The organism is Shewanella sp. 125m-1 (genome assembly GCF_052977065.1).
Map to the genome: position 1 here is coordinate 48,095 of NZ_JBRILT010000006.1, position 12,189 is coordinate 60,283.

The window sequence follows — 12,189 nt, forward strand, 5'->3', positions numbered from 1 at the left end:
CTACTGACTCGCCTATAAATGCACAAAGCCTAGTCTCTAATGAGCTAGGCTTTTTGTTTTCCAAAAAGCCAAACATTGGCTGCATTTTACTTATTCTGCGTCAACATCGCCGTCTGCTCTAACTGTTGCTTAACGAGCTCTATCATCGCCTTAGCCGCAAAAGAGAGAGTTTGCTGCTTATGCCAAAACAGGGACAATTCCCACCTAAGATCATTTGCCGCAAGGGGCACATTAACCACAGCATCAACTCGATAGCGCTCGGCAATAATCTGCGGTAACACCATAATTCCCGTACCGGCCGCAACCAGAGCTATGCCAAAGTCAGCATGGCTGACTCGAGTAATTTCAGCGGGGACAAAACCCGCCTTATCGCAGGCCTCTAAGATCAGCTCATAGAGTGCATATTCAGGTTCAAACATCACCTGCGCTAAAGATTGCAGATCTTTAAGCTGTAGCTCTTGATAACCGGCTAACGCGTGGGTTTTCGGCACCACGACGACCATAGGATCATTACGGATCCTTAATCCATCAAATTCACCATCAAATTCAATGATCCCTGTTGCCAACTCAATTTCATTTTTTTGTAAGGCTAGTGTTTGCTCAATGCCGCCACGAACCAGTAATTGCATATCAACTTTCGGATATTGCTGCCTAAACTTTGCTATAACAGGGGCAAATAGCTCGGCGCTACCAAGCGGAGCTAAGCCTAACTTTAAGCTGCCGCCGGTTAAATTACGCAACGCATCGAGCTCATTAAGCAGCTCTTGGCGACCAGCCAGCAATTGCTGCGCATGTCGATAAACCACTTCACCTGCCGCCGTTAGCTTAATTTGTGTGCCACGCTTACCACGCTCTAACAACACCATATCGAGCTCTTCTTCTAGCATTTTTATTGCCTTAGAAAGCGCAGGTTGAGTTAGAAATGCTGTGCGGCTTGCTTTTGCAAATCCACCCGCATCCACGACTTGCATAAAATAGTGCAGGGTTTTAAGATCCATTTAGATAACCAAAATTGATAGATTCCATTCTTAATATTCATTTTTTCTATCAATTAAGCAAGCGTAAACTAAGCATCAATCCTCAAAGCCCTAGTTTGGAATTCACCATGGCAACTTTTGCCAAGCCCTGTCATAAAAATGCTAAGCATATCGCTTTAGCCGCCTCACAGATGATCGCACAAATCGTTGCTTTGTGTTTATTGGCCTGGGCCTGCCAAGTATTAGCACAGAAAATTAACTCCCCTATTCCCGGCAGCGTAATTGGTTTAGGGATTTTATTACTGCTACTTGCCAGTAAGATGGTGCCTGAAAAAAGCGTCAATATGGGAGCCACTTGGCTCATTGGCGATCTACTGCTGTTTTTTATTCCTCCCGTTGTGGCGGTCATTAAATATGAAGCCTTGCTTGAACATTATGGCTTGGTGCTTATCAGTTCCATGTTAGTCGCTAGCACCTGCGTGTTATTGGGCACGGCTTTTACTGTCGATAAATTATTCAAATTTGAACGAAGGCTGCGATTAAGAAAACACTTAGCCTCTTCAAAAGCGCAAGTCATACCGCTACGCCCTGTCGATTTACCCCATGAGAAAAGGAAGGCTGCGTGAATCATTCTGCTATAGGAATATTTTGCTTGGTCTTAACATTGGCGGGTTATTACGCCAGTAAAGCCCTCTATCGCCGTCAACGTAAAGTCTGGTTTGCGCCCATTATTGTCGCGCCTGTCGTTATTTTGTTAGTGGTTGTGTGTTTGAATATTAGTGTTAACGACTACTTCAGTTACACCCACTGGCTAGCTGCGATGCTCGCTCCTGCAACAATCGCTTTTGCGCTGCCAATTTACCGTGAACGCCTGTTAATTAAGCAGTATCCACTGACCTTAAGTTTAGGTGTTATAACGGGTTTATTACTCGGCTTGGGCTCCTCTTGGCTATTGGCCTACTTAACCAACATGCCAGCCGAGTTATCTCATAGCTTAATGGTACGCTCAGTCTCAACCCCCTTCGCTATCGAAGCCACTGGCGCCTTTGGTGGTGTGCCAGAACTCACCGCTATGCTGGTGCTACTGACAGGGATCATGGGCATGCTCATTTGTGAGCCTTTATTTAAAGTCGCTAACATTCGCAGCTCTGTTGCTAAAGGCGTCGCATTAGGTGCTTCCGCTCACGGAGCCGGCGCCGCTAAGGCGAGTGAATTAGGCCGTCAAGAAGGGGTTATCGCGAGCCTGACCATGATATTTACCGGGATTGCGATGGTATTAAGCGCCCCACTCTTTGCCCGATTACTCAGCTAATCGCAACAATACCTATTGAAGTACAACTTGATTCAAGCAATAAAACGACAACTTGAATCGAACCATATTTATGCTTTATTTAGCCTTCATTTAGCCTTGATGTGTAATTCCGGCCTCCATAGCCATATCAGCCGCAAGCTTATGGCTTACCTCGCTCCCTCACAATTATCGGCACTTCAGAGTACTTTCCCCATAAAACTCAATTTTGTTTAAAACATCCGTTACGACTCAATGTAATAACGCATTGGTGTTTGCAACCAAATTAGGTAAAGTGTCGCATGCAATTACAAGCTTGCAGCGTTTTGGCAAAGATTCACACGCTCTACAAACCCAAAACCAACACAATTAAGATATATACATAATAACGATTAAATAATTAAAACATTTGAAGGGATAGCTATGAGTGATTCGAACGATGCTTATGCAGATAACGACCTAAGGGAAGTTAAGCAGCTGGGTATGTGGGCCTCTATTGCCAGCTTAAGTTACATTTTCTGGATTGTCGGCGGCATGGAGCTCGTTGAGCGAATCGCCTATTACGGCGTTAAAGCCAGTGCTGGCCTCTACGCCAAAGCCCCAGTATCAGAAGGTGGCTTAGGCATTAGCCTCAGTGATTATGGTGTCATTATTGCTCTGTGGGCATTTATGCAGACCTTTGTACCTGTCTTTACCGGCGGGATCTCAGACCGTGTCGGCTATAAAGAAACAATTTTTGCCTCTACACTTATCAAAATTGCTGGCTACTTAGTCATGGCGTTTTTCCCAAGCTTTTATGGTTTCTTATTTGGTGCCATCTTGCTTGCTGCCGGTACTGGTATATTTAAGCCTGGGATCCAAGGCACATTAGTCTTATCCACGGGTAGACAAAACACCTCGATGGCATGGGGTATATTCTATCAGGTCGTTAATATTGGTGGCTTCCTCGGCCCACTGGTTGCTGTGCATATGCGTCAGCTATCTTGGGATAACGTATTTTATGCCTGCGCTGCAATCATCTCGTTTAACTTCCTGTTCTTATTTGCTTATAAAGAGCCCGGAAAAGAAGAGCGTTTAGAACGTAACCGTAAAATTAAATCGGGTGAGATTAAGCAAGAAGCGCTCTGGCGCGATGCTTTACACGAGCTAAAAAAGCCTATCGTTATCTACTATATGTTGGTATTTGCGGGTTTCTGGTTCCTGTTTAACTCACTGTTCGATGTTCTACCTATTCACATTTCTGAGTGGGTCGATACCAGTGTAATTGTGACCTCGCTATTTGGTCCAGAAGGGACCTCTAATGGCTTCTTCCAATTCTGGCTAGGGCTTGATAATACCGGAACTAAGGTGATGCCAGAGGGCATGCTAAACCTAAATGCCGGCATGATCATGACCAGCTGCTTCTTGGTCGCTGCTTTAACCGCTAAATACCGTATCACTACAGCTATGCTCGCTGGCTGCTTGTTGAGTATTTTGGCGTTCGTATTGATTGGCGCAACAAACGCGGCATGGATGATTGTGCTTGCGATTGCGATGTTCTCATTCGGTGAAATGATGATCAGCCCAAAGAAAAACGAGTTTATGGGTAACATTGCACCGGAAGGTAAAAAAGCCATGTACTTAGGCTTTGTTATGTTACCGCAGGGTATTGGCTGGACGCTTGAAGGTTACTTTGGTCCTAAACTCTACGAGATGTATGCATCGAAGGAGGTTTTTTCCCGCGAACTATTGGCCGAACGTGGCATGAGCGCTGCAGATATTAGCGCGATCCCACAGGGTGAAGCTTTTACAACTTTGGTTAGCTACACCGGCGAGAGTGCACAAGCACTGACAACGCTTTTATATAACACCCATGATATAGGTATGGCTTGGTATATCATTGCCGCAATCGGTAGCATCTCAGCGATTGGTATTTACCTTTACGGTAAGTGGTTGTTTAAGCTTCAGCAGCGTTAAGCAATGTACTGTTACTAAGTATGAAATAAAAAGCAGAGACAAAAAAAGCTGACCTCGGTCAGCTTTTTTTTTCGCTTTAAATTTCACATTATCGGAGATAGGTGATAATGGATAACTTATAACTTAAGCGGCTTGTTTTTCTGCAGCGGGCTCATATGCAGCAACTGCAACTGGACCAACTGGTAAAATAACGCGGCCAAACTCAGCATTTAATACTTGTGCCATAGCAAAGTAAATTGCGCTTAAACCACAGAAGATACCTTCGTAGCCAGCGATCGTGCCGATTAGCTCACTACCCGTGAAATCACGAGCTGCAAGTAGGAAGAACAAAATCGTTAATGATGCAAACACAACTTGCTTAGCACGTGGGTAACGTAGTGAGCCCACAAAAAGTGCTGCTGTGAACAGACCCCATAAACCTAAGTACCAACCCATAAAGCTAGCTGGGCTTGCTTCTGCTAGGCCCATTTTAGGCATAACGATTAAGCCAACCAAAGTTAACCAGAATAAACCGTAAGAAGTAAATGCAGTTGTACCAAACGTGTCACCACGCTTAAAGCACATGATACCAACGATAACTTGAGCGATACCGCCGTAGAAGATCCCCATTGCTAAGATCATTGAATCAATTGGGAAGAAACCTGCGTTATGGATGTTAAGTAAGACAGTTGTCATACCAAAGCCCATTAGGCCTAGTGGAGCTGGGTTAGCTAGTTGTGTCGACATTAAGTTCCCCTACAGGAAGTAGTCAAAAAATATATCCGCACCGCTAAATGCAAATATGAAATTAAGTTAATTTGAGCGCGCGCATTCTAGTCGAAGCGATGGGGCCGAGCAAATATGCTCGCAGGCGTAGGGGAAACGAGGGAAATCGAAACTAATACGGTATATTACTAATTAATCAATGTGTTATAAACAAAAATAGGACTTTAGTTCAAGCGTAAAACCAATGCGAGACACTGATCACGCAAACCAATAAAAATATGACATTGAACACACGGTTCAAGTTTAGCACATTAGCAACTGATGAAATTCGCAGAGTAAAAGTGCTGAAAAATTGCACCAGCTCACAAACTAAAAAAATGGTCTTATTTTTAGCAAAAAGACCCTAAGGGTTAAGATATTTGACAGGTTTGGGCTCAACATTCTCACTTTGCTCTCTACATGGCCTTTATATAGCCTTTTACTCAGCCTTTTACTCAGCCTTTTACTCAGCCCTTTATTCCACCCTTTTATAGCCCGCTCAAGCGGTATATTTAACAGAAGTCCTGCACCAGAGTGAGCGACATGAGTTAAGAGAAAAACCTATGGATAGCATATTTAGGCATTCTGAATTTCTGCTATCGATAAGTCTCGACTTTCACCAGCAGTTAATTGCGGGTCGAGCACGATGGCGCCGACGGATATTCGATGTAAACCTACAACGGGGTTTCGAAAGCGGCCAAACATGCGCTTGATTTGATGATAACGCCCTTCCATCAAAGTCACCAAAGCCGTGTGTGCATCTATGATCTCCAGCTTAGCGGGTAAGGTCGTGATACCTTCATATTCAAAGTACATCCCATTGGCAAAAGCTGGAATATAAGATTCATCAATGGGATTTTGCAGCGTCACTCGGTACAGCTTTCCGACCTTATGTTCTGGCGACATCAGCTTTTTAGACCAGCGACCATCATTAGTTAACAGCAACAAACCTGAAGTATTGAGATCTAAGCGACCAACAATATGCAGACTGCACTTATCTTCTCTAGCCAGCAAATCGATAACCGTTTTATGCTTATCATCAACGGTAGCACTGACCACGCCAACGGGCTTATATAGCATCACATAGCTCGGCCGGCTGGCTTGCAACACTTGACCATCAAGACAAACATGGGAGAACTCGTCGATAATCAAATCGATATCACGCGCTATCTCACCGTCCACCTGCACTTGCCCTTTAGCCAACAGCAACCTAACATGTTTTTTATTAATACCTGTTTTGACGCTAATAAACCTATCTAGCCGTGCACGTTTTGATTCCATAAAATTCTATTGCTCAGCAGTGATAGGCTGTACTTTATAGGCGCAGCGACGTGCCCCCTGGATAATGTGTTCCTCACGGCTCACCGTAGCGTCATGCTGCAGTAAGGTCTGAAATAACTGCAATTCTGAGCGGCAAAAATTAAGACATTTTGTTGCTGCAGCGCAGATCGGGCAATGGTTTTCAAGTAGCCAGTAACAGCCGTCGCTATGCTCAACCGTCGCCATATAACCTTCATTGGTACGTAACTGTGCCAAGACTTGTAGCTTAATGGCTAAGCTATCGGCACTGATTAACGCATCACGATAAAGCGCAAGTGACACCTGTTCACGATGGCTAATAAGCTGTTCTAAGCCACTGTCGCCAAAAACAGTTTTAACCGAATCAATTAGCTGAACGCTCAGCTCTTCATGTCTATCAGAGAAATGACTATTACTTTGCGGCGTTAGCGCCCAGAAACGTGTCGGTCGCCCACGAGTCGCTTTTCTATCATCAAAAACCACATCGCAACTTTCTTCAAGGCTTTGTAAATGCTGACGCACCCCCATTGTTGTCAGGCCTAGCTCACTAGCAATCGCTTTAGCCGTTAATTCACCTTGGGTTTTAAGCATCTGCAAAATTTTGTCACTGGTCTTCATCGTTATCTCTTTATGGCAGCTTTGTTCTTTTATCGCTCAAGGCACAAAGCGGTATGACTATGGCCATTATTACTCAACCATCAATTAAGTAAACTTTTTTCTTTACTTTATTTTGTAAACTGTTTACTTTACTTAAAACTTAAATAAACAAAAAGGTTTACTAAAATGGAATTAGTCATCATTAGTGCCAGCCAGAGAAGCCCATCGCAGAGTGCCAAAGTCGCCCGTTACCTGAGCGAACAGGTGACGGGTTTTAACAGAGTCAATCACATAGAGCTTTGCCAATACCAGTTACCTTTTTGGGATGGAAGTGCAGAAACCAAATCTGCCGATGGTAGCCGCTGGCCTTTAATTTCTCAGCAAGTAAAGAAAGCAGACGCCTTAGTATTAATTACACCCGAGTGGGGCGGCATGGCATCACCTTTGATGAAGAATTTTTTGTTGATGTGCGACCACCAAGATACCGCCCATAAACCCGCTTTATTGGTTGCTGTTGTCAGTGGGATAAGTGGTGCCTACCCTATTGCCGAGCTAAGAATGAATGCATTAAAAAACAATAAACTGGTGGCGACGCCTGATCATTTAATCGTTAGAAATGTCGAAGAACTCTTCAATACTGACGCGCCACTGTGCGATAGAGAATTACATTTACGGGAACGTATCGACTACAGTTTGCATATGCTCACTCAATACAGCGAAGCCTTAAAAGGAGTGCGGATTAACCATCAAAACAAGCCATTTCCAAAACAGCAGGAGTACCATTATGGCATGTGACCATCAAAGCAAGCCATTTGCAAAGCTGCAATCAATTTAGGACAACAATACAAGGAGTCAATTATGATGCGTTTAGAGCATTTAAATTTAGTGGTCAGAGATATTTCAAAGGCATTAGCGTTTTACCAAGCAATCTTTCCTCATTGGAAAGTTCGCGGCGGAGGAAAGTCTAGCTGGCATGGCGTAGAGCGCAACTGGGTGCACTTTGGTGATGATTATCAATATTTAACGTTTAACGATGACGGTATTGAAGACAACCGTGACTTAAGTGGGCATCAAGTTGGCTTGGCCCACTTTGCATATGTCACTGATGATCTTGATGGGGTGATTGAGCGCCTCAAAACGAGCGGCCATCTTGTAGATAAAGCGGGCGCAGAAGATCCCTATCGCCGTAATGTGTACTTTATCGATCCCGATGGTTACGAAGTTGAGTTTGTTGAATATCTCACGGATATTCCGGCTATGCGCAATCAATATGAATAATCGCCGCTGTCAGCAATAGCATCAACAATAGCGATTAATCGCCAACCTGAACGTCAGTGACAACTATAGCGCCTCAGCTAAAGCTGTAAACGATGAGCCTGATCAACTCATTGTTCTTATCCAGCGACTCGGTAGTACTCTAAGTAGCCGATGCAGTATTGCCCATGGCCAGCTTGGTACAAAGCTATTGGCTTTTTCAGCCTCGATAGCTGCAACCATAGCACTACAGCCCACGTCGGTATCAACAATAAAAGGCACCTTTTCGACGTGCTCGTTTATTTCACTGCGGATAAAACCAGGATGAATACAACTGACCTTAATTGCCGTATACATTACATCAATACGAATACCTTCAGTTAACGACGTAACAGCAGCTTTTGTCGCCGCATAAACGGTCATCGCTCGCCTAAAGCCACGCACAGCACTCACCGAGGATATGGTTACTAAGTGGCCAGCATTTTGTTCACGAAAAATAATCATCGCCGCTTCAGCTTGAGCAAGTAAAGCTACAAAATTAGTTTCCGCCGTTTGCTTATTGGCCTCGAAATGTCCTGTGCCAATGGCAGCGCCCTTACCCATTCCTGCGTTAAGAATGATCCTGTCTAACTGGCCAAATTCAGACTTGAACTCATTAAACACCTTAAACACATCTTGATGCTGATTAACATCAAGCGCTTTAACCGAAACGTTAATATTTGGATTTATCTGTAAGAGATCTTGCTTTAGCTTATCTAAACGCTCAACTCGTCGCGCGCACAAAGCCAAATCTCGCCCCATGTTTGCAAACTCCAGTGCCATGCCTCTACCTAAACCAGAGCTGGCGCCGGTGATCAATATTGTCTTACGCTTAGCCATCATCTGTTTCCATCCATAGCGGTATCGTTTTTAATTCACATGGTTAACATCTAACCTAATCTAATCTAAGCTACTGTTGAAGTAATAGAATGTAAACCTCAACTCGGCGATTAGAAAGCGACAGAACAGCAGGTTTATCCAAGCCAGATGCCCAGCGATAGTAAGCCGATATAAAATACCAGCCCCACAACAAAAGGCTTATCGGTCTCAGGCAGTCTCCCTAGCAATGCCTTTTCACGTTACGCCGCTGTACTGACTAAGCATAAAAAGTAAGCGCAAAACCTAGCAATTCAATATCAACCCAATCTCAACGAACATCAACCCAGTATGGTTAATGCCTTTGAACGCGCCATCTATCGCCTCTACTTGTCATCGAGCGATGGAGATAATCGCCCCATCGACAATGCAGGTTAAAGTCAGGTTGAGGACCGTTAATAACAATGGTAATCATTTTTTATTCACAAATTATCTGCAAATTATTTGAACTCGAGAAGTAAGACAATTTTGAAATCAATGACTTAAAATCTCGTAGATTGAAAAGCACTTACAAGGAGTAATTTAAGCGTGATTTAGTATTAGCAAACCCGTGTGTTTACTGGGTTATCGACTAGATTTACAGAATTATGGACCTGTGTTAATGGCAAGGGAATGCAAGGCTGACGGAGTATTTGCCATGATTTCCTACCACCATACATTAACGGTAATCGATAATGATTCGCCGGTACAACTTGCACTCAACAAGGCGTTACAACTCGCTAAAAAAACTCATGCGAAAGTCACTGTATTGAAGATTGAGCGCCCCTACAATAATGTATTAAGTCGCCTTGGATTACTCTCCAAGCAAGCACTCGACCCCATGCTAGTTGTCAAAAAGCTATTGGCTAAGTATCAACGGCTGGGGGTTGAAGTTGAGATAAAAGCCATTAAGAACCTCCAAGACCATGTTGCGATATTGAACGAAGCCAATAAGGGTAACTACGATTTAATCGTGGTCAATAACAAACACCACAACCCAGTTATCAACGAGTTCATCCCTAGCTGTGAAGCTCACCTACTTAGAGAGTGTGAGCAACCCGTCATGATAGTGGGTAATAAGACTTGGCAGCAACATGGGCATATCCTCACCGCGCTTGAAACCGCAGACCCAGATATTGAACACAGTAAGTTAAATCAATGCTTACTCGATGATACTTTGCAACTGGCGACACTGTTAGACAGCGATATTCATCTGCTTAACTGTTATCAAACAGAAAATTGGAGCATGTCTGTTGAAAAAGAAACTAACCACCTTTCAGATAAGGAGCAAAAACAGCAGCATTGGGCACGCTTACTCAGTAACGCTAAAAACTACCATATAACAAACGAACATTTACACCTTGAGCAAGGCCTACCGGATCATATTATTCCCACTATCGCTCACCAATGTAACGCTAACTTGTTGGTCATTGGCGCAGGTGAGCACCATGGCTTAATAAGTGAACTCAAGGGGCACACCTCTTCTGTGATCGTCAATCAACTCAAATGCGATATCTTGGCTATCAAGCCGCAAATCCACTAAGTCACTAATGCCCCTAATATGAGTCATTATCATGAATGACCATATGAACGCTAATCTCGTTCCGACTGGGTCTGCGCCACTATGTCAGAATCTGCTTGTGCCCAAAAGTCGACTCTAAAACAGGTATCATCCGAAAGAAGCTCAACTTTATGCCAATACTGAGGCGGCGATACCCCGACCTCACCGACTTTAATCACGATCTCTTGCTCCACCTCGCCCCGTCTATCAGTAAAACCATAGAACTTGAGTTCGCCGCTCAACACATGAATTTGTCCATAGACGCCCGCCTTAGTATTGTGCAGGTGTAAAAACATCTTTGGCACGGTCTGCTTGTCAAATACCGGACTCGATTTATAGTTCACATAATCAGTTGGGATCGTGGGCATATTCGTAGAACCTCATTTTATAACGTGTTATTAATGCCAATTAAGCTCAAGTTAAGCGACGATAAGCAAACTACGCACTATAATCGCAACATCCCCATACCAGCTAGCATGCACTTGCTGTAATAATGAGACAAAATGAACAATCAATATAGCTACACTACACAATACACGCTAGATAAAAGCCACTTTAGCGAGTGTTATGACGAATCAGTCATTGTCGATACTTCTGTGCGTGCATATCGTAAGGCCATCATTTTTGGCTTAGTGGGTACCGCCCTAATGCTAACCAATATTAATGGTTACGCTTCATGGTTTTTAATCGCCTTAGGCGCACTTGAAGCATTGAGTGTACGATTTAGAAAACCTTGGTGGCTAATGCGTCAAATGATGAGTAAAGCCGCCAATAATGAAGTGACCTTAACGGTAGATGAATCTGGGATCACTAATGACTCTTTCTACGTGCAGGGCACTATTTTATGGCAAGATGTCACCGAGATAACGGAAACTACTCAGGGCTTTCTATTAAAGCATCTAAAAGGCACCAGCTACCTCTCAAAGCGCAGCCTAGATCAACAGGCCACGCAATTTGTTGTGAGTAAAGCGGCTGAAAAAAGTCAAAAGCTGCAACAAAGCGAAGCGGATTAATCTCTCACATTCGCCATTAGAAATGCGTCAATATACTCGCCACTGCGAAAAGCATATTCACGCATTTCCCCCTCTATCACAAAGCCATGTTTTTTATATAAGCTAATGGCTAAGTGGTTATCAGTGTAGACCTCAAGCTCAATTCTCCTCACTGCAAGCCAATTTTGTGCAAGTGATACCATGGCGTCAAGCAACGCAGAGCCAATACCCATCCCTCGAAATGCCTCATCTACCGCCATACCAATATTTGCTACATGTTTACGCCTAGGGTTACTAAACACTTCCATACCTATTTGACCAACGACCTCGCCATCTCTTATTGCCACTAAGCTATAACAGTTATCAGGCAGTTCCATAAGACGTTTTTGCCAAGTATGTAATGACGGGAAAGGATGTTGTAACGTGCCTGCATAACAGCTTTGCTGACTATAAAGCCGACAGATACCATCAATATCAGCATCAAGGCTGTGACGAATATCTATATCTACCAAAATTGTTTTCTCCCTTTCTAAGGGGATACGCTCTCCAGTCACCACATTCTCCTTTTATTACACAGCACAGTTTAAACACTAACTTTCGCTAAAACAGCTTATATGTCAATACCTA

Annotated in this window: 14 protein-coding genes; 7 read left to right on the top strand and 7 right to left on the bottom strand. The window is 43.7% G+C overall.

What is annotated here, in order from left to right; all coding sequences use genetic code 11:
- Window positions 1-86 precede the first annotated feature (86 nt).
- A complete protein-coding gene (locus tag ACVBIK_RS04680) occupies window positions 87-998 on the bottom strand; it encodes a LysR substrate-binding domain-containing protein (protein ID WP_447160289.1) in 912 nt (303 codons plus the stop codon).
- Between the two features lie 107 nt (window positions 999-1,105).
- Between ACVBIK_RS04680 and ACVBIK_RS04685 the strand changes: the two genes are divergently transcribed.
- The 3 genes from ACVBIK_RS04685 to ACVBIK_RS04695 all read left to right on the top strand — a co-directional run bounded on the left by ACVBIK_RS04685 (window position 1,106) and on the right by ACVBIK_RS04695 (window position 4,221).
- A complete protein-coding gene (locus tag ACVBIK_RS04685) occupies window positions 1,106-1,603 on the top strand; it encodes a CidA/LrgA family protein (RefSeq protein WP_447160288.1) in 498 nt (165 codons plus the stop codon).
- Window positions 1,600-2,289 carry an LrgB family protein gene (locus ACVBIK_RS04690; RefSeq protein ID WP_447160287.1) on the top strand — a complete coding sequence of 230 codons (690 nt, stop codon included), beginning with the start codon at window positions 1,600-1,602 and terminating at the stop codon, window positions 2,287-2,289. The genes ACVBIK_RS04685 and ACVBIK_RS04690 overlap by 4 nt, the downstream gene beginning before the upstream one ends.
- Window positions 2,290-2,688: 399 nt before the next feature.
- A complete protein-coding gene (locus tag ACVBIK_RS04695) occupies window positions 2,689-4,221 on the top strand; it encodes an MFS transporter (RefSeq protein ID WP_447160286.1) in 1,533 nt (510 codons plus the stop codon).
- A 123-nt stretch (window positions 4,222-4,344) separates the two neighbouring features.
- On the opposite strand, the gene ACVBIK_RS04700 is transcribed toward ACVBIK_RS04695, so the two are convergent.
- The 3 genes from ACVBIK_RS04700 to ACVBIK_RS04710 form a co-directional block, all read right to left on the bottom strand.
- Window positions 4,345-4,947: an acetate uptake transporter gene (locus ACVBIK_RS04700; RefSeq protein ID WP_447160285.1), complete on the bottom strand. Its 603-nt coding sequence runs from the start codon at window positions 4,945-4,947 to the stop codon at window positions 4,345-4,347.
- 594 nt (window positions 4,948-5,541) lie between these two features.
- Entirely contained in the window at window positions 5,542-6,246 is a 705-nt protein-coding gene (locus tag ACVBIK_RS04705) for a pseudouridine synthase (RefSeq protein WP_447160284.1), read from the bottom strand.
- A gap of 6 nt (window positions 6,247-6,252) precedes the next feature.
- A complete protein-coding gene (locus tag ACVBIK_RS04710) occupies window positions 6,253-6,882 on the bottom strand; it encodes a helix-turn-helix transcriptional regulator (RefSeq protein WP_447160283.1) in 630 nt (209 codons plus the stop codon).
- 165 nt (window positions 6,883-7,047) lie between these two features.
- Between ACVBIK_RS04710 and ACVBIK_RS04715 the strand changes: the two genes are divergently transcribed.
- Together ACVBIK_RS04715 and ACVBIK_RS04720 are read left to right on the top strand one after the other, a co-directional pair.
- Window positions 7,048-7,656: an NADPH-dependent FMN reductase gene (locus ACVBIK_RS04715; protein WP_447160282.1), complete on the top strand. Its 609-nt coding sequence runs from the start codon at window positions 7,048-7,050 to the stop codon at window positions 7,654-7,656.
- Window positions 7,657-7,719: 63 nt separating this feature from the next.
- The gene (locus tag ACVBIK_RS04720; RefSeq protein WP_447160281.1) at window positions 7,720-8,139 is read left to right on the top strand and encodes a VOC family protein; all 420 of its coding nucleotides are present in this window, start codon (window positions 7,720-7,722) and stop codon (window positions 8,137-8,139) included.
- Window positions 8,140-8,241: 102 nt separating this feature from the next.
- On the opposite strand, the gene ACVBIK_RS04725 is transcribed toward ACVBIK_RS04720, so the two are convergent.
- Window positions 8,242-8,994 carry an SDR family oxidoreductase gene (locus tag ACVBIK_RS04725; protein WP_447169205.1) on the bottom strand — a complete coding sequence of 251 codons (753 nt, stop codon included), beginning with the start codon at window positions 8,992-8,994 and terminating at the stop codon, window positions 8,242-8,244.
- Between the two features lie 637 nt (window positions 8,995-9,631).
- On the opposite strand from ACVBIK_RS04725, the gene ACVBIK_RS04730 reads away from it, so the two are divergent.
- Window positions 9,632-10,552 carry a universal stress protein gene (locus tag ACVBIK_RS04730; protein WP_447160279.1) on the top strand — a complete coding sequence of 307 codons (921 nt, stop codon included), beginning with the start codon at window positions 9,632-9,634 and terminating at the stop codon, window positions 10,550-10,552.
- 50 nt (window positions 10,553-10,602) lie between these two features.
- Here the strand turns inward: ACVBIK_RS04730 and ACVBIK_RS04735 are convergent, their stop codons facing one another.
- Window positions 10,603-10,938, bottom strand: a complete 336-nt coding sequence (locus ACVBIK_RS04735) for a DUF1971 domain-containing protein (protein ID WP_447163224.1) — start codon at window positions 10,936-10,938, stop codon at window positions 10,603-10,605.
- Between the two features lie 135 nt (window positions 10,939-11,073).
- On the opposite strand from ACVBIK_RS04735, the gene ACVBIK_RS04740 reads away from it, so the two are divergent.
- On the top strand, window positions 11,074-11,583 hold the full coding sequence (locus tag ACVBIK_RS04740) for a YcxB family protein (protein ID WP_447160277.1): 510 nt from the start codon (window positions 11,074-11,076) through the stop codon (window positions 11,581-11,583).
- Here the strand turns inward: ACVBIK_RS04740 and ACVBIK_RS04745 are convergent.
- Window positions 11,580-12,116 carry a GNAT family N-acetyltransferase gene (locus tag ACVBIK_RS04745; RefSeq protein WP_447163223.1) on the bottom strand — a complete coding sequence of 179 codons (537 nt, stop codon included), beginning with the start codon at window positions 12,114-12,116 and terminating at the stop codon, window positions 11,580-11,582. The genes ACVBIK_RS04740 and ACVBIK_RS04745 overlap by 4 nt on opposite strands.
- Between the last annotated feature and the right edge of the window lie 73 nt (window positions 12,117-12,189).